Raw genomic sequence first — 24769 nt, 5'->3', positions numbered from 1 at the left:
CTTCTTTCTGATCAAAATTAGGATATATAGCTCGAAAAGGTGTTCAGAATATCGTCAGGACTCGAGGCTTCAAGCAGCTGCTGCCTCGCATCTTCGTGAACAAGCATGCGAGACACCGATGATAATAGATTGAGATGTGTGCTGCCTGCCTCGGCATCTGGTATCAATAAAGCAATGATAAATGTGACAGGGTTTTGATCAAGCGCGTTCCATTCGATTCCCGTCTGGTTTTGAATGATGATGACAGATGCTTCTGTGATGTCCTTCAGTTTTGCATGGGGAATGGCAAAGCCTTCAATGAAGCCGGTCGTACTTTCAGCCTCTCTTTGTGCCAATCCGTGAATGACCGCTTGTTTTGTTTGGGCGGCTCCCGATTCATATGCGATCTGAGCCACCCGGTCAAATGCTTCCGCTTGGGAAGATAACGTTTCTTGAAGATAGATGTGCTCTTTTTTGATTAAAGCTGCTGTGCCCATATTTGATCAGCCTTTCTGTTTTTCATATGTCCGTTTTTGGTAAAAGCCGTATAAGAAGGCGCCGATAAGCGATCCGATGATAATTGACAACACCCATTGAAAGGCTCCTGTGACAACGGGAAGTACAAGAAATCCGCCGTGCGGGGCAGGTACTTGAACTGCGAATGAGTATGTTAATATCGCCGATACCGAAGAGCCGATCATCAAAATCGGAATGACAGGGATCGGTTTTTTTGCGGCGAACGGGATAGCACCTTCGGTAATATGAGTGGCGCCGAGAATAAAATTGACAAGCCCTGCATTTCGGTCCTGCTGGCTGAAATATTTGCGGAAAAGCAAAGTGGCAAACGCAATGACGAGCGGCGGTGTGATGCACGCGGCGGAAACGCCTGCCATGAAATATTGGTTCCCTTCAGCGAGAAGAGCAGTGCCGGTGACATAAGCGGCTTTATTGACCGGACCGCCCATGTCAAATGCGCTCATACAGCCGATAATCAAGCCGAGAATGACGGGGTTCGCCCCTTGAAAATCGGCTAAAAAGTCCTTCATCCCTTCATTGATGGCCGTCATCGGCTCGACGAGGAAAAACATGACCGCACCGATCAGAAAAATGCCGATAACCGGATAAAGAAAAATTGCTTTTAGTCCTTCAAGTGACTGAGGCATTTTTTTAAGTGCATGCGAGAGGCCGTAAATGATCAGTCCCGCCAAAAAACCGGATACGATGCCGCCCAGAAAACCCGCTCCGCCCGTGCTGGCGATCATGCCGCCGATAAAACCGACAATCAGGCCGGGGCGTTTTGCCATTGAATCGGCGATATAGGCGGATAAAATCGGAACCATCAGCTGGAAGCCGAAGGCACCAGTTTTATTCAGCAATTCGGCAAAAGCGTTGTAGCTTGGATGTTCAGGATCCGCTGAATGGATGCCGAATAAAAAGGAAAGTGCAATCAAAACCCCTCCGCCGACGACAAATGGGAGCATGTGGGAAACCCCGTTCATCAAATGTTTATATATTTTACGGCCGATGGAAGCGGATTCGCCTGTTTGGGGTTCATCCTCTGTTTTTGCCGTTGTTTGTCCGCGGTAAATCGGCGCTTCGCCGTTCATCAGCGCCCGAATTAAAGATTCCGCATCTCGGATGCCCCGCGCAACCGGGACGTCAAGGACGCGTTTGCCTGCAAAACGCTCGGCGTCTACATCTTTGTCAGCCGCGACAATGACCCCGTCGGCTTGTTTAATGTCCTCTGGCGATAGTTCGTTTTGGACGCCGATTTGTCCGTGTGTTTCGACTTTGATTTCTACACCCAGTTTGGCGGCGGCCTGTTTTAAGGCCTCTTCAGCCATAAATGTATGGGCAATTCCTGTTGGACAGCCGGTTGCCGCGATGATTTTGAACTTTTTCATAAGAAAACCCCCTTTATAAATGAGTGATTTGAATTTGTGAAGCGGTTTGATCGAGTTTGGACACATCACCGAGTCCTTTCGAGAATGCCGTCAAGGAACCGGCGGCAGAGGCGTGCCTGAGTGCTTCAGGAACGGAACAGCCGAGCTCCTGTTTTCCGACGAATACGGCAAGCATGGCATCGCCGGCACATGCTGTATTGACAACTTTGCCTTTAGCGGCGGTCGCTTTTAATGTTCTTTGGCGGTCCAAATAAAGGGCTCCGTCTTTGCCGCGGGAGATGAGAACCCTTTCAGCGCCGCGGTCGAGAAGTTCCTTTCCGCAATGGATGATTTCTTCTTCGGACAGCGCTTTCTTCCGGCTGAAAAATGCGGCAAGCTCCTGTTCATTCGGCTTAATCAGGTAAGGATGGTATGAAAGACAATCTAATAGGACGGGAGAACTGATATCCAAGATCAATTTCAGTTTGTTTTCGGCGGCAATCTCGGAAAGCGAAAGGTACATGTCATCAGGGACTCCTCTCGGAAGACTGCCTGAAATAAATAAGAAGCGGCCCGGCGGGATTTGACGGATTTTGTTGATCAGCTCCTGTTTTCGGGCTTCAGATATGAGCGGTCCTTTGTTTACAATCTTGAATTCCCGGGTTGAATTGATAAAAATATTGATCCGTGAGATGCCTTCGACTTCGACAAAGTCTGTGACGATTTTTTCATTCAGCAGTTCATTTTCAATAAAACGCCCGGTGAATCCGCCTGTAAAGCCAAGCGCGGTATTGTCAAGACCAAGGCGCTTGAGCATAAATGAAATATTGACGCCTTTTCCGTTTGGCTGATAATCTTCATCTTTAGTACGGTTGACAACATCGGGAAGCAGCTCGTCGGTTTCAACGAATAAGTCGACTGCGGTGTTCATCGTGCATGTATAGATCATGCTGTATCCCCCCTTTATATGTGGCTTCACAGACATTATGTCACAGATGAAAGGGGGGATGTTTACAGGTTGTGTAAAGGTTTTCAGCTATGAGCGGTGCGGATGACATATGAGTCCAGCATGATGCGGGAGAGGACTTGCAGAGGGAGGCGAGAGCGGACTTCATAATCGGGAAAAAATGATTGTTCCCCTTTAAACCCGACCAGTACGATCTCTGATAATTTCGCAAGACGCGAATCGATCCTTGTCGTTAATGTAATGGTGGAAATGGCTTGCAATTTGAAGTTTTGAGCGGCTTCAACAAGCTCTTCTGTCTCGCCGTTCAAGGAAACAAAAAGGCCGAGGTCTTTTTTGGCCAGTGTTTTTGACTTTCCTCTGATAATATTCGGGTCGCTGTGCATCTCGCAGTTTTTGCCGAGCAGCTGAAGCTTGATCGTCATCTCGGTTCCAATCATTTCAGACAATCCTCTTGCGAAGATGTAAACTTTTTCGGCATTGCTGATTTTTTGAATGGCATCTTCGATCAACCCGATATCAAGCATCTTAATCGTATCCAGAACTTCTCTTTCATTCTTTAGCACGGCCTGTTTAATTTGGCTGTCGATATCATCCATCAGCGGAGCGTGTCCGAGGTGGTGTTTTTCTTTTAATGCATACTTAAAAGAAGTGTAGCCGTCATATCCGAGTTTTTTCATTAACCTGACAATCGTGGCTGTTGAAACATTTGCATCCTCGCTTAATTTTACAATCGATAAAGTGGCGATGACGTCTAAGTGCTGATAAATGTACTCGAGCAAATGCCGTTCTGAATCGCTGAGAGATTGATATGTGTCAGAAGTCATTTGAAACACGCTGTCTTTCATGATAAAACCCCCTTTTATAGTCATATTGTATCAGTTTAGAAAGGGGGAAGGAGAAAAAATAAACATTTCCTACATAAGAATATCCGGCTCGAGGGCCGGATGTTTCAAGTTAAGAAGTCATTTTTCTGCACGCTTCCGCGCATGCAAAGCAGCTTTCAGCGCAAAATTGGCAGTGGTCATGCTTGTGCTGGCTGCATTCATTGCCGCAAGCTTCGCAAACCTTTGCGCAAAGCTGGCAAATATCTTCGGCATACGGGCTGTTGCGCGTCATGGCTTGAATTGCGTAACCGCACATCTCCGCGCATTCCCGGTCAAGACGGATGCATTCGGCCATCATCCCAGCCTCTTCTTCCATCAGACATTTGTCAAAGCAGTGGTTGCAGGCTTCAAGACATTCTCGGCAGGCTTTGATGCATTCCTCATATCCAGATTTCACGAAACACACTCCTTTTTCCTCGTTTTCCCTTCGTTGTACCCTGCTTTAAAATCGGAAAAACATAAGAAAAAAACTGCTGTACATCCTGTACAGCAGTTCATTGGTTATTCGGCGAGGCCTTGATGGATCCGGTCAAGGTTTTCTTTCATCATCTTATAATAGGAATCTCCCGCTTCACCGGGCTTTCCGATCGAATCGGTGAAGACTTTTGCTTTAATCGGCACGCCCGTTTCCGCTGACAGGCTTTCCATGCTCCGCGGGTCAACGCTTGTCTCCACGAATAAGGCCGGGACGTCCTTTTTCTTTACGGTGTCGACGATTTTTTTCATCTGACCGGGAGTTCCTTCATTTTCGGTATTGATTTCCCAAATATACTGCGCGTCGACGCCGTAGGCCGAAGCGAAATATTTAAAAGCTCCTTCGCTTGTCACAAGGACGCGGCGCTCTTTCGGTATATCTTTAAAGCGGTTCACCGCTTCATCATGAAGCTTTTGCAGCTTGCCGATATAGGCTTCAGCGTTATTCTCGTAATCTTCTTTATGGTCGGGATCGTTTTTGATCAGCGCATCTCTTGCGTTTTTGGCATATTGAATCCCGTTTTCTATATCGAGCCATGCATGGGGATCTTCTTCCGTTTCTTTACCTTTGGCAGTGAGATGCTTTGGCTTGACCCCTTTGCTCAGCTTGTAGACAGGGGCGTCATCGCTGTCTTTTTCAGCTGTCTCCAGCAGCTTGTTAAACCAGCCGTTTCCTGTCTCCAAATTGAGGCCGTTGTAAAAGACGATATCGGCGTCCGTCGTTTTTTGCACGTCTTTAGGCAGCGGATCGTATTCGTGCGGGTCTGTTCCGACAGGTACAATGCTGTATAAATCGATGTGATCTCCTCCGACTTGTTTGACGATGTCATAGAGAATGGAGTAGGTGGTAACGACCTTTAGTTTTCCGTTTTCTTCACTGCTGCTTTTCGAGGAGCAGCCGGCGGCGAGAACAAGGATCAATGCCGCCGCAATGGCTAATGTTTGCTTCCACTTCATGTTTTGTTTTCCCCCTTTAAATTGCGGTTATGATTGAAGTGCTGCCCGTTTTCTTCTTGATTTCAAAGCTCTCCAAAGCACGCCTTGTTTCGGTGAAAATGTAAAGGAAAGTCCGAACAAAATCGTAGCCACGAGCACGATCGCCGCTCCTGAGGAGAGGTTGTACGTATAGCTTAATCCAAGACCGACGACCGCTGACAAAGCGCCGAGGAAAGCGGACAAATAGATCATCACCCACAGCCGGTCCGTTAATAAATAAGCGGTTGCGGCAGGCGTGATCAGCATCGCGACGACGAGGATAATGCCGACGGTCTGAAGCGATGCGACCGTGACCATCGTTAAAAGCGTCATTAAAAAGTAGTGAATCAGCCGGTTCGGCAGGCCGTAGACGGCCGCCATCGTCGGGTCGAAAGAGGTGATGAGCAGCTCTTTGTAAAACAAAAAGACGGCGGTAAGAATAATGACTCCGATGACGAGCGTGATCCACATGTCGGATGAACGAACGGCCAGCACATTTCCGAATAAGATGTGGTACAGATCGCTTGAGCTTTTGACAAGCGTGATCAAAATGATCCCGACGGCGAAAAAGGCTGTGAAGACGATACCGATGGCCGAATCGTTTTTAATCCGGCTGTTTTGGCTGACATAGCCGATTCCGAGAGCCGTCAGGATGCCCGTAAAGACGGCGCCGAAGAAAAAATTGACGCCGAGCATATATGAGATGGCGACGCCGGGAAGAACCGCGTGTGAAATCGCATCTCCCATCAGCGCCATTCCCCTGAGAATGATAAAGCAGCCGATGACGCCGCAAATGATGCCCACCATAATCGATGTGAACAGCGATTTTTGCAGAAACGAATATTCCATCAAACCATGGATAAACTCCATCAGATCGCACCTCTTTTCGATTGCAGGAACGGCAGCTGAGATTCATAGGCTTTCATCATCACGTCGGGATTGAGGATGTCGGAGACAGGGCCTTTTTGAATCAGCTCTTTGTTCAGCAAAATTAATTCATTAAAGTAGCTGTCCGCTTTGCTCAAATCGTGATGGACGACAAGAACGGTCTTTCCTTCATCACGAAGTTCCTTTAAGATGCTGACAATCATTTCTTCGCTCGTCACATCAATTCCGACGAACGGTTCGTCAAGACAGAACAGCTCTGCTTTTTGGGCGAGCGCCCGGGCGAGAAAAACGCGCTGCTGCTGCCCGCCTGACAGTTCACCGATCTGGCGCTTGGCGTATGCTTCCATCCCGACTTTTTCTAGACAGTGATATGCCCAGTCTTTATCGCGTTTTTTCGGACGTCTGAAAAGGCCGAGTTCAGGATACGTGCCGAGGATGACGGTGTCGAGGACATTGATCGGGAACGTCCAATCCATATCATTCCGCTGCGGAACATAGGCGATTTGCTTGCGTACATCTTTGAGCGGTTTTCCGAGCAGACGGACGTCGCCTTTATCCTTTGGAATCAATTGGAGCATGGCTTTCAACAGCGTTGATTTTCCTGCGCCGTTCGGTCCGATAATGCCCGCCATCATTCCTTGATCGAGCGAGAAATTGATATCGCGGAGCGCTTCAGCGCCGTGATAAGAAACATATAAATCTTTTACAGTAATCGCGGGTTTCATAGGTTCATTAACCCCTTTCTATGTCTATATGAAAGTTAACCTGAATACAATATTTTTGTTCCGGTAATATTTTATTGCCTAATGACATTTTTTTTACCTAATGCAACTTTTGATTGAATTCTAATATATCATTCCTAAGTTGTAAAGCGCTAAAATTGCTGAAAAACGGTAAAAGCCATGCAGATCAAGCTGCATGGCTTTAAAAAAATTTCTTCTTTGCCGGTTTATCGTTCAAATTGAAACGTATCGATTGCGACTTTCCCTTTGAAGACAAAGTAGACGCGGTGGGTGCCTGCCGATTTTCGGACGGAAGCTTTTATCGTTTTCCAGTTTTGCAATCCGGATGTGTCAGGCACTTTTAACGAACCGATTTGCTTTCCTTTTTGAGGATGGTCGAGGAAGATGCCGATTTCGCCGCCGCCTCTGCTTGTAACCTTTGCTTTTATCCTTTTTTCGCCTTTGAAGCGGACATCATGGAACGCAATCCACGCGTTTGCTGTACTGCTTTTTACCGCATCGCCGCCGTATTTGGATTCTTCGGTGATGAGCACGCCTTTGTAGTCGTCGTAGTTTTCAGCGTTTGTCTGCCGCCGCAAGTTCCGTTCTCGAATCGTTTCACCTTGGACGAAAATCCGCTTTGTCTTGCGGATGTCCGCCGCCGAGCTCCCGACCGATATTTGATAAGCGCCCCTTTCAACGGCAAACGTTTCGCTCGTCACATCCCAGAAGGCAAGGTCTGTCTGTTTCAGCTTGAATGTCACGGTTTTCGTTTCTTTCGGTGCCAGCTCAACCCGCTGAAAGTTTTTCAAGTCCAGATTGGGCTGTTTAACCCGCGTTTTAAACAGGGGAGAAGTATAGAGCTGAACGACCTCATCTCCTTTTCTTCCGCCTGTGTTGGTGACGTTGACGCGGATCGTGACGGAGCCGTCTTTTTTGATGCTGTCAGAGGAAACGCTTAAACCGCTGTAGCGGAACGCTGTATAGGATAACCCGTGGCCGAACGGATACAGCGGCTTGCCTTCGAAATATTTATAGGTTCTTTTCCCTTTAATGATATCGTAATTCATCATATCCGGCAGTTCTTTGACTGACGTGTGCCAAGTTTGCGTCAGCCGTCCGCCGGGATTTTCATCTCCAAAGAGAATGTCCGCCAATGCGCTTCCCGCTTCTTGGCCTCCGTGAGCGGAGTATATGATCGCAGGAATGTGCGCTTTAGCCCAGTTGAGAGCGAACGGATAGCTGCTCGTTACGACAAGCACCGTATTGGGATTGGCTTTAGAAACAGCTTTCAGCAAATTTTCCTGGGCCGGAGGGAGTGTGATGTCTTTTCGGTCTTCGGTTTCCCGGCCGTTGATGTAAGGATTGTTGCCGACGAACACGACGGCTTTGTCCGCGGCTTTTGCCAGTCGAACCGCTTCATCCGTACCGCTCTTGATGATCGCCTTTGAAAACTTTTCCGCTGCTGTCGCCGGCTTTTCGGCGGCGGCTGTTAATGTCCCGTCTTTTCCGGCGGTGAGATATTTGCCGTATTTTTGATGGCGAATGTCCCGTCAGGCTGTTGTTCAAACTGGAAAGTTTCTTTGACGGTCCAGCCGTTCGGCTGTTTCTGATCAGCGATCAGCTTGCCGTCATCCTGAAGCGAGACATAGAGACCGTTCGCTTGGGCGCGGAGGGTGAAAATGCTTTCTCCCCAATCCGCCGCATCGAATGCCGCGCTTTTCTCAAGCTTGTCAGCTGATGCTGTGAGCGGTTGTTTGCCGTCCCGGCCTGCGCTTACAAACTTTCCTGTCAGCGCGGATTTGAACCCGCTTTGTTCCAGCCCTTCGGCAAAGGAGACGCGGTCTTTGCCGATTTTGTCCGCGATTCCGTCAAGCACGGTTTTCCGATAAGGCATCGTCCCGCTGTACCAATCTTCGTAAAGCGCATTTCCGAATGGTCCGATAACTGCGATGTTTTCATTTTTCCGGGCATTGAAGGGCAGCAGATTCCGGTCGTTTTTCAGTAAAACGATGGCTTTTTCAGCCGCTTTTTTCGCAAGCCGCCGGTGCTTTGGACTGTTGATGACGTCATCTGTCAGGCGGCTGTACGGATTGAGTTCGTCCGGATCGAATTCGCCCGTGCGAAAACGGATGCTGAATGTGTTGGCCAAGGCTTGATCGAGGTCTTTCTCAGACATAAGGCCTTTCTTTAAGGCGCCGGTTAAGGCGGTTTTCGTCAGCTCGGGATTTTCTCCCTGATCTGTAAAGTTGTCAATGCCGGCTTTTACGGCGTGGGCATGCGCTGTTTCGTGGCTGTCATAATACTTGTGGTCAGTGACGATTCCTGAAGGATCAAAGGCATCGCTGACGATGAAGAAATCGTCTGAGGCCCATTTTCGTTTGACTGTGCTGTTGAGCAGCGGGCTCAAAACGGCCGGTTTATCGTTGACAGAATTGTAGGCCGGCATCAGGCTGTACGCGGCTTTTGCGGAAATTGCTGTTTTGAAGGGCTTCAAATAATACTCGTTCATGTTCCTGGGATCAATGCTTGAGGAGCTGATTCCCCGGTCTGTTTCGTTGTTATAGGCAAGAAAATGTTTTAAGGTAGGAACTGTTTTCAAATAGAAGGGATGCTCACCCCTTAAACCGGAGGCATAGGCGGTTGCTATTTCCCCGGTTAAAAAAGGGTCTTCGGAATAGCCTTCTTCATTTCTTCCCCACCTTGGATCCCGCAGCAGATCGACGACCGGCGCCCAGACATTGACGCCGTTTGCCGCGGGATCAAGGTGGTGGAAGCCGCGGACTTCATCGCCGACCGCTGAGCCGATTTGTTTGATTAACGAGCGATCCCATGTGTGCGCAAGCCCGACAGCCTGCGGGAAAACGGTCGCTTCCCCGAGCCAGGCAACGCCGTGAAGCGCTTCTGTGCCCGTTTTAAAAGCGGGAATGCCGAGCCGGGGAATGGCAGGCTGATATTGATGCATCAGCGACACTTTTTCCTCAAGGGTCAGGCGTGAAAGCAAGTCGCTGACCCTTTTTTGAACAGGGAGACCCGGATCTTGAAAGGGATATTCATATTGATCAGCCCGGGTTTTAGCGGCCGCGGGCTGAGGCGGATCGAAAGCGGCGGCGGAAAGGATCGTGCACATTGCCGCCAACATGATGGTGCGGACCGTTTTCAGCATCCTGATCACTCCTTTTTAGAAAAAAATGAAGACATCCCGGTCGATTTCTTTTGGCTGAATCGCTGTTCCCTCCTGAAGCGCTTCCGCTGCGCCGTTTATGACTGAAGTGACAGAAAGACCGCGGATGAGCAGCTTCCATTTCTTTTGGACGCCTGTTGTTTTCACGCTAATCGTATTTTCATGCCGTGAAGCTTTGACTGTCATTGCTTCGCACTTTTCATTGTAAACCGTCTGTTCGGCTGTGCAGCCGTCTTTTAATTGGTAAAGGCAGAACGTCACATCGTCGAGATAATCATAATCAGGTCGCCCGGATTCCTGCCCGAGCGGCAGCAGCGTGTTTTCCCTGACAAACAGGGGAAGCCCCATATAGCCGTACTGTTCTTCTTTCCATTCTCCGCCTTCCGTCTCTTTTCCCGTCAAAAGGTGTGTCCAGGTGCCTTTTGGCAAATAATAACGGACAGCGCCGTCTTCCTGAAAAACGGGAGCGACGAGCAGCCTTCCGCCGAGCATGTACTGTCTATCAAGCCAGTGGCAAGTGTTGTCCCCGGGAAATTCGAGGAGCATCGCCCGCATCATCGGAATGCCTTCATCGTGAGCTTCATGCGCGGCGGCGTACAAATAAGGCATCAGCCTGTGCTTCAGTTTGACAAAATACCGCATGACATCGGCCGCTTCTTCGTCAAACAGCCACGGAACGCGATATGATTCGCTCCCGTGCAGGCGGCTGTGCGTCGACAAGAGGCCGAATGCGGTCCAGCGCTTATACAAATCGGCTGTTGCCGTGCTTTCAAATCCGCCGATATCGTGGCTCCAGAAGCCGAAGCCTGAAAGGGAAAGCGACAGGCCGCCGCGAAGGCTTTCAGCCATTGAATCATAGCTGGCAAAACAATCCCCGCCCCAGTGTACGGGAAATTGCTGGCCTCCGGCCGTCGCCGACCTTGCAAACACGACCGCTTCCCGTTCGCCGCGCTTTTGCTTCAACAGGTCAAATACGGTTTTGTTGTATAAAAAAGAATAATAATTGTGCATTCTGTCGGGGTCTGATCCGTCAAAGTAAACCGCGTCTCTCGGAATCCGTTCTCCGAAATCGGTCTTGAAACAGTCGACGCCCATGTCGAGCAGGCTTTCAAGCTTTGAACAATACCAGTCACGCGCTTTTTCATTTGTGAAGTCGACGATGGCCATTCCGGCCTGCCACCGGTCCCACTGCCACACATCCCCCCGGCTGTTTTTTAAAAAGTAGCCGTTTTCTTTTCCTTCCTGAAAAAGCTTCGATTTTTGGGCGATGTAAGGGTTGATCCAGACGCATATTTTCAAACCCTTATCTTTCAGGCGGCTGAGCATAGCTTCAGGCTGCTTAAAATATCGTTCATCCCATTCGAAATTGCACCATTCAAATTCTTTCATCCAGAAGCAGTCAAAATGAAACACGCTGAGCGGGATGCCGCGTTCGGTCATCCCGTCGATGAAACGGGTCACGGTCTCCTCAGAATAGTCGGTTGTAAACGATGTGGACAGCCAAAGGCCGAAAGACCAGGCCGGGGGAAGCGCCGGTTTTCCCGTTAATGCCGCATAGCGTTTCAAAACATCCTTCGGTTCAGCGCCGCTGATGATAAAATAGTCAAGCGTTTCCCCTTCGACCGAAAACTGCGCTTTGGATACGACTTCAGAACCGATTTCATACGAAACGAGCTCGGGATGATTGACAAAAACACCGTACCCTTTGTTTGACAAATAGAACGGCACATTTTTATACGCCTGCTCCGTGCTTGTTCCGCCGTCCTGATTCCAGATGTCTACGGTTTGGCCGTTTTTCGCGAATGCCGTAAAACGCTCGCCGAGACCGTAGATCAATTCGCCGACGCCGATGTTGAGCTGTTCCCTCATAAATGTGCGCCCGTCATCGCTCGTAATATAGGCGAGGCTGTTCGATTCGCTTGCGGTCAGGCTCTGTCCATCACGTGAAAATTGGCAGCGCCAACTGTTTTTGTTCACTTCGACGCAGAGGCTGCCGCTTTGGAAGGTCAGCGCATCATCGTGTTCGGAGATGACCGGTTCAACGTCTGTCATATGCAGCTGAAACTCGGGCTTCCGAGGCGTTTCCCCTTGAAAATGGGACACTTGCACACGGATCACGTCTTCAAGAGGACTCGAAAATCTGACGGTGAGCATGCGGGTGTCCAGCGTGTCCCCGCGCTTTTGAACCGCTTTGACAGGCCCGTATACGGTCAATGATTGCTGATCAATCATTCGGTCGTAGGCTTCTTTTGGCGTGTTGATGTGATATCCTTCGCGCGTCAGCCAGTAGCCGTCTGAAAATTTCATGATCGAAAACACCCTTTCTTTTTACTTGATGGATCCGCTGATCAGACCTTTAACAAGCTGCTTTTGAAGCAGTATAAAAATGATGATGACAGGCAGAACCGATAAAACGGCAAATGCCATCAAATCATTCCACTGGATTCCGTATTGGCTGATCACATTGTAAATGCCTGCCGTCAGCGGCCACAGCTCCTGATTTCGGTTGAATGTCATGCTGTAAATCAAATCTCCCCATGTAAAAAAGAAGGAAACCGCTCCGCTGACGGCAATCCCGGGTACGCTGATAGGCAAAATGATGCGGATGAATGCGGTAAAACGGCTGCAGCCGTCGATTTTGGCCGCATCTTCAAGATCCTTGGGGATCCCGAGAAAAAAAGTTCTGAGCATTAAAACCGAAAAAGGAACGCCGAGCGTTGCCCCCGTCAAAATCGGTCCGATATACGTGTTTAATATGTTCAGTTGATTAAAGGCGATAAACAGCGGAGTCAAAACAACGGTGGCAGGCAGCATTTGCGTGATGAGAAACAGTAAAATGAACATTTTTTTGCCCTTGATCCGAAAGCGCGCCAAGCCGTAAGCGGAAGGAACGGCCAATATAAGAACGATGGCGGCAGCCGCCCCGGAAATCAGCAGGCTGTTCAAAAAGTATCCGGCGATGCCTGAAGTGAACACAGCTTCGAAGCTGTCCGTCCGGAATGTCTCGGGCCACAATAAAGGCGGTGTTTTAAACAATTCTGCCTCGCTTTTGAAAGCTGTGGCGATCATCCAGTAAACGGGGAATAAAAAGCCGGCCGTAACGAGGACGCCAATAATGTTAAAGAGCCATTCCTTTTGCCTCGTTTTCATGACATCACCTCATCTTTTTTGATCAGCCGCAAATAGACAAGACTGACCAAAAGAAGAATGAAAAACAGGACATTGGCGCTCGCTGCGCCCATGCTGAATTGAAATTCGTCAAAGGAGTAGCGGTAGCTGACGGTTGACAGGACTTCAGTGGCGTGCACGGGGCCGCCTCCAGTCATCACAAACACAAGGTCGAACACTTTGAACGTATAAATGAAGCCGAGCATCATGACGACGGTGATCACCGGCCGTAATAAAGGCAGGGTCAGATGAATGAATTTCTGAAAAGCATTGGCGCCGTCAAGGCTTGCGCTTTCATAGACGTCTTCCGGAAGGGAGCTGAGACCGGCGGATATGAGCAGCATATTAAAGGGAATGCCGACCCAAATGTTGGCGATAATAACGGACCAGATGGCAATCTTCGGATCTGACAGCCAGGGGATTGGATTGTCGATCATCCCCCATGATAGGAGCAGCTGATTGAAGACGCCTTCATTTGAAGCCATCATAAACTTGAATAAAAGCGCCGTAACCGTCAGCGGAATGAGCCAGCTCACCATCATCAATCCCCTGAGAAACGGGGCAAGCCGAAATTTCATGCTGAAAAACAAAGCGAGCAAAAAGCCGATTGCAAACTGAAAAACGACGCTTCCGGCCGTGTAAAGCAACGTGTTTTTTAAAGATGCCCAAAATACTTTATCCTGGGCAAGCCGCTGATAATTGTCGATTCCTATATAGCTGATATCCTGTGAGGCTATATTTGCAAGCGACACGTTTTGAAAGCTGAGAATCATGTTGTAGATGAGAGGATAACCGATAAGGGCAAGCATAAAAAGAACGGCCGGAAACAAATAGAAGTACCCTTCCCATTTACGGACAATGGTTCTGATCATGTCAAAACTCCTTCGTGCGCTTAAAGCTAGTTTAAGGCGTTGATTTTTTGTGCGGCCTCATCCAGCGCTTCTTTCGGCGTTTTGCTTTCGCTCAATGCTTCCTGCAGGGCCGTCTGTAAAGCTTCCGAAATTTTCGGCCAGTTTTTCGAAGGACCGCGGGCTGATGCAATCTCCATGATTGGAATGAAGGCTTTTAAATTGTCATCTGTTTTCCAATGACTTGATGATTCGAGCAAATCCTTACGCGGCGGGAATACACCTGTTTCCGCTGTCAGCGTTTCGAGCCGCTCCGGATCGATCAGCCAAGTGATGAAATCCCAGGCGCCGTCGGTGTTTTTTCCTTTAACGGCCGCGATATTTTCCCCGCCGAGGGCGGAAGCGAATGTTTGATCTTTCGGGATGTAGGTAATCCCGTAATGTAAGTGCCCGGCTTCTTTCAGCCGTTCAATATTCCAGGAGCCGTTGATCATCATGGCGAGCTGACCTGCTGCAAACTGTCTGGCCAGATCATCCTGGGTGGCGTTTAACACTTCCTTGCTCATTGCGCCTTCTTTGACCAGATCCGTTAAAAACTGCAGGGAAGAGGCTGCTTCTTTTGAATGCAGCTGTTTTAAATCTGCTCCGGAAGACAAAAGAAACGGATAAAATTGAAAAGCGCTTTCCTCTGATTTGACGGCTGACAGGGCAAATCCTTTCGTTTGGCCTTTGCTCATTTTTTTCGCTGCTTTTTTCAGCTCGCTCCACGTTTCAGGCGGCTTGGAAATCCCTGCATCCTTCAAGAGGTCTTTGTTGTAAAACAAAGCAAGCGCATTGCTTGCGAAAGGGATGCCGTAGTACTTCTCTTCATATACGGCTGATGAGAGCGGCCCCTCATAATACCGGTCAGCCTGCCCCCATTGCTCGACTTTCTCCGTCAAATCTTCGAGCACGCCCATGGCGGCGAATGAGGCATTGTCGACATTGTCAAGAAAAACGGCGTCAGGCATGGCATTGCCGGCTGCTCCGACAGACAGCTGCTTTTTCACTTCATTAAAAGGAATGTACTCTGTTACGACTTTATACCGGTCCTGAGACCGATTGTACCGATCGACAAGTTCATGATAAAGTTCCTGCTGCCTGCCGGTGAAATAATCCCAGACTTTGATTTCTTCCGCATGCTTTGCGCCGGTGCCGGCGTCGGTGCCGTTTTTGCAGCCTGTGGAAAAAACGAGAAGAAAGGCGAGGCAGATGACCATCAGACACGATTTTTTCAAAAACGTTCACTCCTTATGAAAAAAAGCTTGTTAGTTTAATAGCTAAACTAAGTATATTTGGCCATCGCTTCCAATATGCCAGCAGAGTTTTGCACACGCGGAATGCAGGGTAAACACGGAAACAGCTCCGGTCCGTATGATAACAAAGATCGATTGACACATTTTTCAGATGAAGCATATAATAAGGGTATACAATATATGCGTATATGTTCATATATAAAATAAAGCCCGGCGCTGAAAAAGAAAGGTGAGAGAGATGGAAAAGGTGAAGCAGGAATACATGTTAAACGGTCTCGACTGCGGCAATTGCGCACAAAAAATTGAGCATGAGATAGCCGGTATGAAAGGGATTGAAGCGTGTTCAGTCAATTTTGCAACAAGCACGCTGACTGTCAAAGTCGACCAAAACAGCGGTGAAGACATTTCTTCAAAAATAAAGAAAAAAGTAACCGAGATCGAACCGCACGTCAACGTGATGTTGAAGGAAGGGACAAAACAAGCTCCATCCGAAGGTGATGGCCGGTTTAAAAAAACGGTTGCAAGACTGGCTGCAGGAACCGTTCTCGGCGCGGCGGGCTTTCTGTTTCCCGGCGGTACCGCAGCTGAGTGGATTCTCTTTTTCCTTGCTTACCTCATCATCGGCGGTGATGTCGTATTAAGGGCCGTCAAAAACATCTTTCGCGGCCGGGTTTTTGATGAGCACTTTTTAATGACGATCGCCACTCTGGGTGCATTTATCATTCAGCAGTATCCCGAGGGTGTGGCGGTTATGCTGTTCTATCAAGTAGGCGAGCTGTTCCAGGGAGCCGCGGTCAGCCGCTCCCGGAAATCGATCAGCGATTTGATGGACATCCGTCCCGATTACGCCAATCTTCAAACGGAAGGCGGTACGGTCAAAGTATCTCCTGATGAGGTTAAAGCGGGCGATGTCATCATCGTCAAGCCAGGAGAGAAAGTCCCGCTTGACGGCAAAGTGCGAGCGGGCAAATCGCTTGTCGATACGTCCGCATTAACCGGGGAATCCGTTCCGCGAGAAGCCGTGCCGGGCGAAGAGGTGCTGAGCGGATTTGTCAACAAAAACGGCGTGCTTGAAGTGAAAGTGGACAAAGAATACAGTGAATCAACCGTTTCAAAGATTCTTGACCTCGTCCAGAATGCCAGCAGCAGAAAAGCAAAAACAGAGAACTTTATCACCAAATTCGCCAAGTACTACACGCCTTTTGTTGTCATAGTCGCGCTTCTTCTCGCTTTTGTCCCGCCGCTGATCATTTCCGGAGCCACGCTGTCGGATTGGGTGTACCGGGCCCTCGTCTTTTTGGTCATTTCTTGTCCGTGCGCCCTCGTCGTTTCCATTCCGCTCGGCTTTTTCGGCGGCATCGGAGCAGCGTCAAAAGCGGGTATACTCGTAAAAGGCGGCAATTATTTAGAAGCGCTCAATGATGTCAAATACGCCGTTTTTGACAAAACAGGCACTTTAACAAAAGGCGAATTTGCCGTTGTTAAGCTCTCGCCGGCAGGCCGTGTCAAAGAAGATGAACTGCTTGAATATGCGGCGCTTGCCGAACATTTCTCAGGCCACCCGATCGCCGAGTCGATCCGTGAAGCATACGGGAAGGAAGTCCAAGCGGATCGCATCAAGGATTACAGCGAGACGGCCGGCTTCGGCGTCAGAGCGGTTGTAGACGGAGCCGTCATTTTGGCCGGCAATGCCAAGCTCATGAAGAAATTCGGCATAGAGTATCAAGAGGAAAGCGAAATCGGTACCGTTGTTTATGTAGCCGCCGGCGATACGTTTATCGGCTCGATTGTTATCGCAGACGAAATCAAAGAGGATGCCAAGCGTGCGATCTCTGCTTTGAAAAAAGCGGGGATTAAAAAAACGGTGATGCTGACGGGCGACGCGAAAGAGACCGGTGAGGCGGTCGGCGCGGAACTGTCCATTGATGAAGTGCATGCGGAGCTTCTTCCGCAGCATAAGGTGGACCGCATTGAAGCATTTGACAAGCAAAAGCTTCCAAAAGAAAAGCTGCTATTCGCAGGAGACGGCATCAACGATACGCCGGTCTTGGCGAGAGCGGATATCGGGGTTGCCATGGGAGGCCTTGGCTCTGATGCGGCAGTCGAAGCGGCTGATATTGTGATCATGACGGATCAGCCTTCAAAAATTGCGGAAGCCGTCAGCATTGCCAAGCGGACGAGGGCGATTGTCTGGCAGAATATTATCTTTGCGCTCGGCGTTAAAAGTGTTTTTCTCATCTTGGGTGCTTTCGGCATCGCGACGATGTGGGAAGCCGTCTTTTCAGACGTCGGTGTTACCCTTTTAGCCGTTTTAAATGCGATGAGGGTTTTAAAAGTGAAAGAAATGTAACTTTTTTACCACCTAATGAACTGGAAATTCCTTTTTTAGCATCTTCACGAATGCGGCTTGTCTTGTTAAAATGAAAGAGGTTATCAAACTGGCATACTAAAAAATAAGAATAATGAGGTGTCTAAGTGAAGAAGAAACAGCAGTCACCGATGAAATTTGCAGTGATTATGACAGTCATGGTCGTTTTTCTGATCGGCGCACTTGTCGTAATCAACAATCAAACCCAAAATGCTTCGCAAACCTTTGATGACAAGCCTTCAATTGAAGGACAGCCGCTTCTTGGCAACAAAGATGCGACTGTAACGATCACAGAATTCGGGGATTACAAGTGTCCCAGCTGCAAACAGTGGACTGAGACCGTCTTTCCGGATTTGAAAAAGGATTACATCGATAAAGATCAAGTTAATTTTTCATATATTAACTTCGTCAATGAACAGCACGGCAGAGGCTCTGAATTGAGCGCCCTCGCTTCCGAGCAAGTATGGAAGGAAGATCCGGCTTCATTCTGGAAATTCCATGAAGCGTTGTACAAAGCGCAGCCTGACAATGACACGATGGAAAACGAGTGGGCGACGCCGGCAAAATTGGCGGACATCACGGAAGCGAATACGAAAATCAAACGCGATAAGCTCGTCAGCAGCTTAAATGACAAAACGTTCGCTGAGCAATTAAAAACGGACAATTCGCTCATCAGCAAATACGAAGTAGACTCGACGCCGACAATCTTTGTCAACGGCGTAAAAATCGACAAACCGTTTGATTATGACAAAATCAAAGAAACGATCGACAAAGAGCTGAAAGGCCAGTCTGATGAAAAATAAACTGTTTTTTCTGTACGGCGCCTGGATCGTCTCATTAACGGCGACGCTAGGCAGCCTGTACTTCAGCGAAATCCGTAAATTCATTCCTTGCGAACTGTGCTGGTATCAGCGGATTATGATGTATCCGCTCGTGCTGATCCTTGGAATTGCGACATTTCAGGGCGATGCCCGCGTGAAAAAATACGTGCTGCCGATGGCGGTGATCGGCGCAGGCATTTCCCTGATGCATTACATGGAACAAAAAATTCCCGGATTCAACGGTATTAAACCGTGTGTCACAGGAGTGCCTTGCTCAGGGCAGTATATCAATTGGTTCGGTTTCATCACGATTCCGTTTCTCGCCCTTATCGCATTTATTTTGATTATCATTTTTATGTGCTTTCTCAAGGGGAAAGACGAGTAAAAAGAGCATTGTCTGACAATGCTCTTTTTTTTTACATGTTCAACAAAATAAATGCTATAATATTTGGAAATTATCAAATGGATAAGGATGATGAGGATGGAAATTAAGATTCGTAAAATGAAAAAGCAAGACATCCGACAAGTGCAGCAGATTGCCAAAACAAGCTGGAATCACACTTATGAAGGGATAATCCCTTTCGATATTCAAGAGAAATTCTTGCAGAAAGCGTACAATGATGAGAGAATGCAGCAGCGTTTGGAACACTCGTTAATGCTCGTTTCAGAAGCGGACGGAAAAATCGTCGGCTTTGCTAACTACTCCTTTGTCAGAGAAGGAGGGGAGGCCTATCTCGCTGCCATTTATTTAGCCCCGGAACACCAAGGAAAAGGCATCGGAACCGCATTATTGGAAGAGGGGCTAAAACATTTGGAGGGAGTAAAAAAGATCTTTGTAGAGGTTGAAACAGAAAACCGCACCGGAAAAAACTTTTACAAGGCGAGGGGTTTTGAGGATGTCTCCGAATATGATGAAGACTTTGAAGGGCATATCCTCAAAACGGTCCGAATGGCCTTGCGCGTATAATGCCCGCTTTCACTTCGTGACTTGGACATAGTAGTATAACAAAACCGCCATAATGAAGGCGATGGCTATTGTAAGCAATTTATGTTTTGTCTTTTTCAGCATGCCGGGCCGCTCCTTTCCAAATGTTTTGCTTTCTCAATCACGGCTTTAATGAACGATTCTTTTCCCTTTGTGTAGGAGGTGCGGTCATATGGAAAGCGCTGCGCCAAGGTTTTTTTCAATGTTTCATATTCTTGCCGCTCGGCGGAGTGCTTTCTTAAATAATTTCGGAATCTCAGCTGGTTTTTCCATTCTTCGCTTTGAAAAACATATACGTGCAGATGGTGTGTGCCCGCCCTCCACATCCCCTTTCGAAAAAAGCGCCTGGCCGGGAAGGCTTCGTGAAATACGTGCTCATAACCGAGCTGCTCAAGCGGTTCGATCCACGCTGAAGCTTCGCTGAGACTGTTGACGCCGGCCATCAGATCGAGCACCGGTTTTGCCGCAAGGCCGGGAACAGAGGTGCTGCCGATATGTTCGACAGCGATAACTTTTTTTCCGAGGGCATCCGTGAGCCGCTGTTTTTCAGATTCAAATTCCTGGACCCACCCGGCTTTCGCTTTTTCGATGATGATCTCCTGTTCCATGTTTTCACCCCTTTAAAAACGTCTTTTTATATTATAAGATATTTTGATTCAGAGAGGGTTGATTTAAAGGTTGGAGAAGTTATAAAATCAAAAAGATTGAAGTTTAGTATGGAGGACACCTTAGATGGCTTGGGAAGTGTTGAGCATCATCGGCACCGTCGCTTTTGCGATCAGCGGAGCGATCGTTGCAATGGAAGAAGAGTATGATATTTTAGGAGTTTATATATTGGGGATTGTGACAGCGTTCGGCGGAGGGGCGATCAGAAACCTGCTCATCGGAGTTCCGGTGTCCGCCTTATGGGAGCAGGGGAGCCTGTTTCTAATCGCTCTTGTTTCGATCACGATCGTTTTTTTGTTTCCGAAGCTCCTGTTAAAGCACTGGAGCATCTGGGGGAGCTTTTCAGACGCGATCGGTCTTGCCGCATTTGCGATACAAGGAGCGCTTTATGCCGTTCACATGAACCATCCGGTCAGCGCGGTGATCGTTGCGGCGGTCTTAACAGGAAGCGGCGGCGGAATGATCCGGGACCTTTTGGCCGGAAGAAAGCCGCTCGTGCTGAAAACCGAGATCTACGCCGTTTGGGCCGCTTTGGGCGGATTCATTATCGGCATGGGCTGGGCGGAGAAACCGCTCACGCTGTATATCCTGTTTGCTTTGCTGGTCGCATGCCGCGTATGTTCGTACATGTTTAACTGGAAGCTGCCGAATCGTTCGCTGCGATCCCACAGCTGAATAGAAAAAAGCCGATTTTTCGTTGATTGAAAAATCGGCTTTTTATATTGATTTGACCAAAGGTTATATGATAAGATGAAGTGTATTTTAACATAAAATTTCAAATATTATAGTATTATCCATTTTTATTTTATCATGAATATTTTTTGATGTCAAATCTTTTTAGGGAGTGGTCAGCGTGCAGGAAAACGGTCAGGAATGGCTGGAAGAGGAAAAACGAATCCGGCTTGTTTTAAAGGAATTGGATCAGAAGCTTCATTCTCTAAAGGGAAAGACCGGCGGATTGAAGGAGGATATCATCGATTTACGGAAACATTTCTGGAGCGATGTCACCGTAAACTTGGCCGATGAAAATGAAGCGGTTGAAACATTTTTTAGCATTAAACAGCAGGCTGAGTTTTTGGCTGAAAGGGAAAGGAGCCATAAGCAGTTTTACAACGAGTTGAAAAACTTGTTAAAAGTGAAAGAATCGCCTTATTTCGGCCGCGTAGATTTTTTGGAGGACGGCGAAGAAAACGCTGAATCCGTCTACATCGGACTCGCCTCTTTAATGGACGAAAAAGAAGAGCGGTTTTTGATTTATGATTGGAGAGCGCCGATTTCAAGTCTGTTTTACAACTATGGTCCCGGTGCGGCTCAATACGAAGTTCCGGACGAGACAGTCAGGGGAACGATTGAGCTGAAAAGGCAATTTCTCTTCAAAAACGGCCGGCTGAAAGCGATGTTTAATACGGATATGGCGATTGGAGATGAAGTCCTTCAGGAAGTCCTGGGGCAGCAGGCAGATATTCAGATGAAAAGCATCGTCGCCACGATTCAAAAAGAACAGAATCAGATTATTCGGAACGAAAGGAGCCGCTTTTTAATTGTTCGGGGAGCGGCTGGCAGCGGAAAAACGTCGGCGGCATTGCAGCGGGCTGCGTATTTGCTGTACCGCGGCCGCGGGCAGATCGAGTCGAGCCAGATGCTGCTATTCTCGCCAAACCTGCTTTTTAACAGCTATGTCGCCAATGTTCTGCCTGAGCTCGGAGAGGAAAACATCCAGCAGACGACATTCCAGGAATTTGTGGCGCGCCGCCTTGGAAAGCAGGTTTCGTGCGAGACTCCGTTCGATCAGCTCGAATATTGTTTAACTGCTTCAGACGATGAGGAGCAGCGCATCCGGATGAAATCAATCGAATTGAAATCCAGTCTGGCCTTCAAAGGCATTATCGATGATTACGTCAAATGTTTGGCAAAAGGGCGTCTGGATCTGGTGTTTAAACATATCGCCTTTCGCGGAAAAAGGATCATTACAAGCGATCAGGTGCGGGAATTTTTCGCGGCCCTTGATCATGCAGATACGCTGTCCAACCGGATTGAACAAACGGGAAAATGGCTGTTACAGCTGCTGAACAAATACGAACGCCAAGAAAGAAAAAAAGACTGGGTCATTGAGGAAAGCGAGCTGCTGGATAAAGAGGAATATTTAAAGGCCTACAAACGTCTTCAGGAAGAACAGCGCTTTACGGAGAATACGTTTGACGATTATGAAAGGGAACAAAGCCTCCTTGCCGCTATCATTGCCGAAAGGGAGTTCAAGCCGCTCAAGCAAGCGGTAAAAGCGTTCGGCTTTATTGATTTTAAAGGAACGTACCTTCAGCTTTTTTCCGGGCGCTATACTCCGCAAACCCGCCCCGATGACTGGCAGAGCATTTGCACATTCACCCAGAAAAGCTTTCGTTTTGAGAAGCTGCCGTATGAAGATGCCGTCCCTTTTTTATATATGAAAAACCAGCTGACAGGCGGGAGAAAAAACACGGCAATCCGCCATTTATTCATTGATGAAGCCCAGGATTACACGCCTTTTCAGCTTGCTTTTTTGAAGAGCCTGTTTCCCGCGTGCAGCATCACAATGCTGGGAGACTTAAACCAGGCGATTCTTGCCCATGCTTATCACGATAAGACGCTCCTGTCGGGAGGCGTGTTTGAAGGCGAAAAAACGGAGATCATCACCTTGAAGCGCAGCTACAGGTCGACGAAAGAAATTGTTGAATTGACAAAACGCATCATCGAGGGAGGCGAAGAGATCGAAGCCTTTAACAGGAACGGCAAAAAACCGACTTTGACAATATCGGCCGACCTTCATGCACATCATAAAAAGATGGCTTCCCTTTTGACCGCCCTTCAAAAAGAAGGACTTGAGACGATTGCAGTCATCTGTAAAACAGTCCGGGAATGCAGGGATGCGTTCCGGCATCTTCAGCAGCATACAGAGCTTAAACTGATCGATAAAGAAACGAGAACGTTTCAAAAAGGCGTGATCGTCATTCCCGTCTATTTGGCGAAAGGGATCGAATTTGATGCCGTCGTCATTTATGACGCTTCTGAAAAACAATACAAAAAAGAAAGAGAGCGGACTCTGTTTTATACGGCGTGCACGAGGGCGATGCATGAGCTCCATCTCTTTTCCCTTGGAAAGGAAACGCGTTTTTTAAACGGTGTTTCAAATGATATGTATACGAAAAGAGAGTGACGCTGTCACCTCTTTTTGTAGAGAAACCAGTGTTTCTATAAGCTTTTTTTTTTACAGACTTTTTTACACTAGGCTGAGTCTGTGGCAATCTTCTTATATTCTGGCAGGAGAGATTGTTAAAGAGTTTGTCATCTTAAACAAAAATGAAATGATTGCCATCATTTATAGAGGAAAGTGGTCTGGCTAAATAATATAAAAGCTTTTATTCATCAAATCGCTTCTCTTTTTCTCGAAGATATATAACATATTAAAACTTCTAGTCGATTAACAACCTATTAGATTTCTATTTTCATTTTACATGCAGGAGATTACGAAATCGAAATCGCCAATTGAAATCTGTTATGTTCAATTTTATAATTCTGTACCATAATATAATGCTTTTTAATATTGGGGTTTGATGATTAATTTATTCTGTAATACACTATATATATAGTCTGTTATATATAATAACAAACTCCCCTACACGTAACGGCATATTCATTTGAAGAGGATTTATTGGGAGGGAAATATTTTCATGTCAAACCATTCACCGATTACCCCTGATTTAAGTGACAGTGGTATTCGCTATTTTCAAGCTTATAAGGAAAGCCTTGGTCTTTGGCCAGTTCATTACAAATCTTTCTACGTATCTACCCGTTTCGGCCAAACGCATATTATTGCAAGCGGACCTGAGGATGCCCCGCCGCTTGTATTGCTTCATGGCGCATTATTCAGCTCCACTATGTGGTACCCCAATATCGAGGATTGGAGCAGCAAATACCGAACATATGCAATCGATATCATAGGTGATAAGAACAAAAGCATCCCTGCAGATTTATGCGGTACGAGGGCGGGTTACGCTGATTGGCTTCTCGAAGTGTTCGACGCTTTGGGGATAGAGAAGTCGCACATGGTTGGTCTTTCGCTTGGCGGGCTTCATACGATGAATTTCGTTTTACGTGCGCCAGAGAGAGTAGAAAGCGCAGCTATCCTTAGCCCCGCGGAAACATTTTTGCTGTTTCATCACGATTTTTATCAATACGCTCTTAGCCTCATAGAGCCTGATGGAGTAGAGAATTTCTTAAATTGGATGATGACAGATCGTAATGTGTTACACCCGGTTTTTGCAGAGCAGTTTCATGCAGGCGTAATGTGGCAGGATGGATTAAGACAGCCCAAGCCTAACGCCGACGGATTTCCGTATGTTTTCACTGACGACGAATTAAAATCAGTAAAAGTCCCTATTCTATTATTGCTGGGTGAACATGAAGTCATCTATGACCCGCAATCAGCCTTACATCGCGCCTCAACATTCGTTCCTGGTATTGAAGCGGAAATCATAAAACAGGCAGGTCACGTTTTATCAATGGAACAGCCTCAATACGTAAATGAACGTGTATTACGTTTTTGCAGTAAATAAACCACAGTTTTGTTGTCTATGTCATAGAGATGCAGCGGCTTATACGAGCGGTCATACAAACTTTTTCCAAAGG

The 24769-nt window shown here is 47.7% G+C and carries 22 protein-coding genes; 7 read left to right on the top strand and 15 right to left on the bottom strand.

What is annotated here, in order from left to right; translation table 11 throughout:
• Window positions 1–17: 17 nt before the first annotated feature.
• From MHI30_RS17925 to MHI30_RS17860, 14 genes are all read right to left on the bottom strand, one after another.
• Window positions 18–476 (bottom strand): PTS sugar transporter subunit IIA, encoded by a 459-nt coding sequence (locus tag MHI30_RS17925; RefSeq protein WP_075751386.1) that lies wholly within the window; start codon window positions 474–476, stop codon window positions 18–20.
• Window positions 477–482: 6 nt separating this feature from the next.
• Complete coding sequence (locus MHI30_RS17920; RefSeq protein ID WP_075751385.1) at window positions 483–1883, bottom strand: fructose-specific PTS transporter subunit EIIC; 1401 nt, start codon at window positions 1881–1883, stop codon at window positions 483–485.
• A 13-nt stretch (window positions 1884–1896) separates the two neighbouring features.
• A complete protein-coding gene (pfkB, locus tag MHI30_RS17915) occupies window positions 1897–2811 on the bottom strand; it encodes a 1-phosphofructokinase (RefSeq protein ID WP_009329594.1) in 915 nt (304 codons plus the stop codon).
• An 83-nt stretch (window positions 2812–2894) separates the two neighbouring features.
• On the bottom strand, window positions 2895–3674 hold the full coding sequence (locus tag MHI30_RS17910) for a MurR/RpiR family transcriptional regulator (protein ID WP_003185233.1): 780 nt from the start codon (window positions 3672–3674) through the stop codon (window positions 2895–2897).
• A gap of 109 nt (window positions 3675–3783) precedes the next feature.
• Window positions 3784–4110, bottom strand: a complete 327-nt coding sequence (locus MHI30_RS17905; RefSeq protein ID WP_255220641.1) for a four-helix bundle copper-binding protein — start codon at window positions 4108–4110, stop codon at window positions 3784–3786.
• Between the two features lie 104 nt (window positions 4111–4214).
• Window positions 4215–5144, bottom strand: coding sequence for a metal ABC transporter substrate-binding protein (locus tag MHI30_RS17900; protein WP_075751383.1), 930 nt, complete (start codon window positions 5142–5144; stop codon window positions 4215–4217).
• A 27-nt stretch (window positions 5145–5171) separates the two neighbouring features.
• Window positions 5172–6032, bottom strand: coding sequence for a metal ABC transporter permease (locus tag MHI30_RS17895; protein WP_075751382.1), 861 nt, complete (start codon window positions 6030–6032; stop codon window positions 5172–5174).
• Entirely contained in the window at window positions 6032–6775 is a 744-nt protein-coding gene (locus tag MHI30_RS17890) for a metal ABC transporter ATP-binding protein (protein WP_075751381.1), read from the bottom strand. The genes MHI30_RS17895 and MHI30_RS17890 overlap by 1 nt, the downstream gene beginning before the upstream one ends.
• Before the next feature lie 224 nt (window positions 6776–6999).
• Window positions 7000–8181, bottom strand: a complete 1182-nt coding sequence (locus tag MHI30_RS17885; RefSeq protein WP_339327583.1) for a glycoside hydrolase family 3 C-terminal domain-containing protein — start codon at window positions 8179–8181, stop codon at window positions 7000–7002.
• Between the two features lie 83 nt (window positions 8182–8264).
• On the bottom strand, window positions 8265–9938 hold the full coding sequence (locus MHI30_RS17880) for a glycoside hydrolase family 3 N-terminal domain-containing protein (RefSeq protein WP_237562636.1): 1674 nt from the start codon (window positions 9936–9938) through the stop codon (window positions 8265–8267).
• Between the two features lie 15 nt (window positions 9939–9953).
• Entirely contained in the window at window positions 9954–12263 is a 2310-nt protein-coding gene (gene yicI / locus MHI30_RS17875) for an alpha-xylosidase (RefSeq protein ID WP_075751380.1), read from the bottom strand.
• A 21-nt stretch (window positions 12264–12284) separates the two neighbouring features.
• On the bottom strand, window positions 12285–13106 hold the full coding sequence (locus MHI30_RS17870; protein ID WP_075751379.1) for a carbohydrate ABC transporter permease: 822 nt from the start codon (window positions 13104–13106) through the stop codon (window positions 12285–12287).
• On the bottom strand, window positions 13103–13996 hold the full coding sequence (locus MHI30_RS17865; protein ID WP_075751378.1) for a sugar ABC transporter permease: 894 nt from the start codon (window positions 13994–13996) through the stop codon (window positions 13103–13105). Before MHI30_RS17865 ends, MHI30_RS17870 begins: the two co-directional genes overlap by 4 nt.
• A 26-nt stretch (window positions 13997–14022) precedes the next feature.
• Complete coding sequence (locus MHI30_RS17860; RefSeq protein WP_075751377.1) at window positions 14023–15249, bottom strand: ABC transporter substrate-binding protein; 1227 nt, start codon at window positions 15247–15249, stop codon at window positions 14023–14025.
• A 256-nt stretch (window positions 15250–15505) separates the two neighbouring features.
• Here MHI30_RS17860 and MHI30_RS17855 point away from each other — a divergent pair, with 256 nt between their 5' ends.
• From MHI30_RS17855 to MHI30_RS17840, 4 genes are all read left to right on the top strand, one after another.
• Entirely contained in the window at window positions 15506–17617 is a 2112-nt protein-coding gene (locus MHI30_RS17855; RefSeq protein WP_075751376.1) for a heavy metal translocating P-type ATPase, read from the top strand.
• Window positions 17618–17742: 125 nt separating this feature from the next.
• On the top strand, window positions 17743–18438 hold the full coding sequence (locus MHI30_RS17850) for a thioredoxin domain-containing protein (RefSeq protein ID WP_048350387.1): 696 nt from the start codon (window positions 17743–17745) through the stop codon (window positions 18436–18438).
• Entirely contained in the window at window positions 18428–18841 is a 414-nt protein-coding gene (locus MHI30_RS17845; RefSeq protein ID WP_048350388.1) for a disulfide oxidoreductase, read from the top strand. The genes MHI30_RS17850 and MHI30_RS17845 overlap by 11 nt, the downstream gene beginning before the upstream one ends.
• A gap of 96 nt (window positions 18842–18937) precedes the next feature.
• Window positions 18938–19423, top strand: coding sequence for a GNAT family N-acetyltransferase (locus MHI30_RS17840; RefSeq protein ID WP_048350389.1), 486 nt, complete (start codon window positions 18938–18940; stop codon window positions 19421–19423).
• Between the two features lie 95 nt (window positions 19424–19518).
• Here the strand turns inward: MHI30_RS17840 and MHI30_RS17835 are convergent, their stop codons facing one another.
• Window positions 19519–20049: a GrpB family protein gene (locus tag MHI30_RS17835; RefSeq protein WP_048350390.1), complete on the bottom strand. Its 531-nt coding sequence runs from the start codon at window positions 20047–20049 to the stop codon at window positions 19519–19521.
• Window positions 20050–20173: 124 nt separating this feature from the next.
• On the opposite strand from MHI30_RS17835, the gene MHI30_RS17830 reads away from it, so the two are divergent.
• The 3 genes from MHI30_RS17830 (at window position 20174) to MHI30_RS17820 (ending at window position 24696) form a co-directional block, all read left to right on the top strand.
• On the top strand, window positions 20174–20782 hold the full coding sequence (locus tag MHI30_RS17830) for a trimeric intracellular cation channel family protein (protein WP_003185205.1): 609 nt from the start codon (window positions 20174–20176) through the stop codon (window positions 20780–20782).
• 178 nt (window positions 20783–20960) lie between these two features.
• On the top strand, window positions 20961–23297 hold the full coding sequence (gene helD, locus MHI30_RS17825) for an RNA polymerase recycling motor HelD (RefSeq protein ID WP_075751375.1): 2337 nt from the start codon (window positions 20961–20963) through the stop codon (window positions 23295–23297).
• A 514-nt stretch (window positions 23298–23811) separates the two neighbouring features.
• Window positions 23812–24696 (top strand): alpha/beta hydrolase, encoded by an 885-nt coding sequence (locus tag MHI30_RS17820; RefSeq protein ID WP_075751374.1) that lies wholly within the window; start codon window positions 23812–23814, stop codon window positions 24694–24696.
• Window positions 24697–24769: the final 73 nt, after the last annotated feature.

It is taken from the genome of Bacillus sp. FSL L8-0528 (genome assembly GCF_038593085.1).
Taxonomy (GTDB): Bacteria; Bacillota; Bacilli; order Bacillales; family Bacillaceae; genus Bacillus; species Bacillus paralicheniformis.
This window is presented reverse-complemented; position numbering and strand designations above follow the sequence as displayed.

What these genes read in the sequence shown, in the direction of transcription:
- MHI30_RS17925 (WP_075751386.1), bottom strand. Translation starts at nt 476, where the DNA reads ATGGGCACAGCAGCTTTAATCAAAAAAGAGCACATCTATCTTCAAGAA.
- MHI30_RS17920 (WP_075751385.1), bottom strand. Translation starts at nt 1,883, where the DNA reads ATGAAAAAGTTCAAAATCATCGCGGCAACCGGCTGTCCAACAGGAATT.
- pfkB (WP_009329594.1), bottom strand. Translation starts at nt 2,811, where the DNA reads ATGATCTATACATGCACGATGAACACCGCAGTCGACTTATTCGTTGAA.
- MHI30_RS17910 (WP_003185233.1), bottom strand. Translation starts at nt 3,674, where the DNA reads ATGAAAGACAGCGTGTTTCAAATGACTTCTGACACATATCAATCTCTC.
- MHI30_RS17900 (WP_075751383.1), bottom strand. Translation starts at nt 5,144, where the DNA reads ATGAAGTGGAAGCAAACATTAGCCATTGCGGCGGCATTGATCCTTGTT.
- MHI30_RS17895 (WP_075751382.1), bottom strand. Translation starts at nt 6,032, where the DNA reads ATGGAGTTTATCCATGGTTTGATGGAATATTCGTTTCTGCAAAAATCG.
- MHI30_RS17890 (WP_075751381.1), bottom strand. Translation starts at nt 6,775, where the DNA reads ATGAAACCCGCGATTACTGTAAAAGATTTATATGTTTCTTATCACGGC.
- MHI30_RS17880 (WP_237562636.1), bottom strand. Translation starts at nt 9,938, where the DNA reads ATGCTGAAAACGGTCCGCACCATCATGTTGGCGGCAATGTGCACGATC.
- yicI (WP_075751380.1), bottom strand. Translation starts at nt 12,263, where the DNA reads ATGAAATTTTCAGACGGCTACTGGCTGACGCGCGAAGGATATCACATC.
- MHI30_RS17870 (WP_075751379.1), bottom strand. Translation starts at nt 13,106, where the DNA reads ATGAAAACGAGGCAAAAGGAATGGCTCTTTAACATTATTGGCGTCCTC.
- MHI30_RS17865 (WP_075751378.1), bottom strand. Translation starts at nt 13,996, where the DNA reads ATGATCAGAACCATTGTCCGTAAATGGGAAGGGTACTTCTATTTGTTT.
- MHI30_RS17855 (WP_075751376.1), top strand. Translation starts at nt 15,506, where the DNA reads ATGGAAAAGGTGAAGCAGGAATACATGTTAAACGGTCTCGACTGCGGC.
- MHI30_RS17845 (WP_048350388.1), top strand. Translation starts at nt 18,428, where the DNA reads ATGAAAAATAAACTGTTTTTTCTGTACGGCGCCTGGATCGTCTCATTA.
- MHI30_RS17840 (WP_048350389.1), top strand. Translation starts at nt 18,938, where the DNA reads ATGGAAATTAAGATTCGTAAAATGAAAAAGCAAGACATCCGACAAGTG.
- MHI30_RS17835 (WP_048350390.1), bottom strand. Translation starts at nt 20,049, where the DNA reads ATGGAACAGGAGATCATCATCGAAAAAGCGAAAGCCGGGTGGGTCCAG.
- MHI30_RS17830 (WP_003185205.1), top strand. Translation starts at nt 20,174, where the DNA reads ATGGCTTGGGAAGTGTTGAGCATCATCGGCACCGTCGCTTTTGCGATC.
- MHI30_RS17820 (WP_075751374.1), top strand. Translation starts at nt 23,812, where the DNA reads ATGTCAAACCATTCACCGATTACCCCTGATTTAAGTGACAGTGGTATT.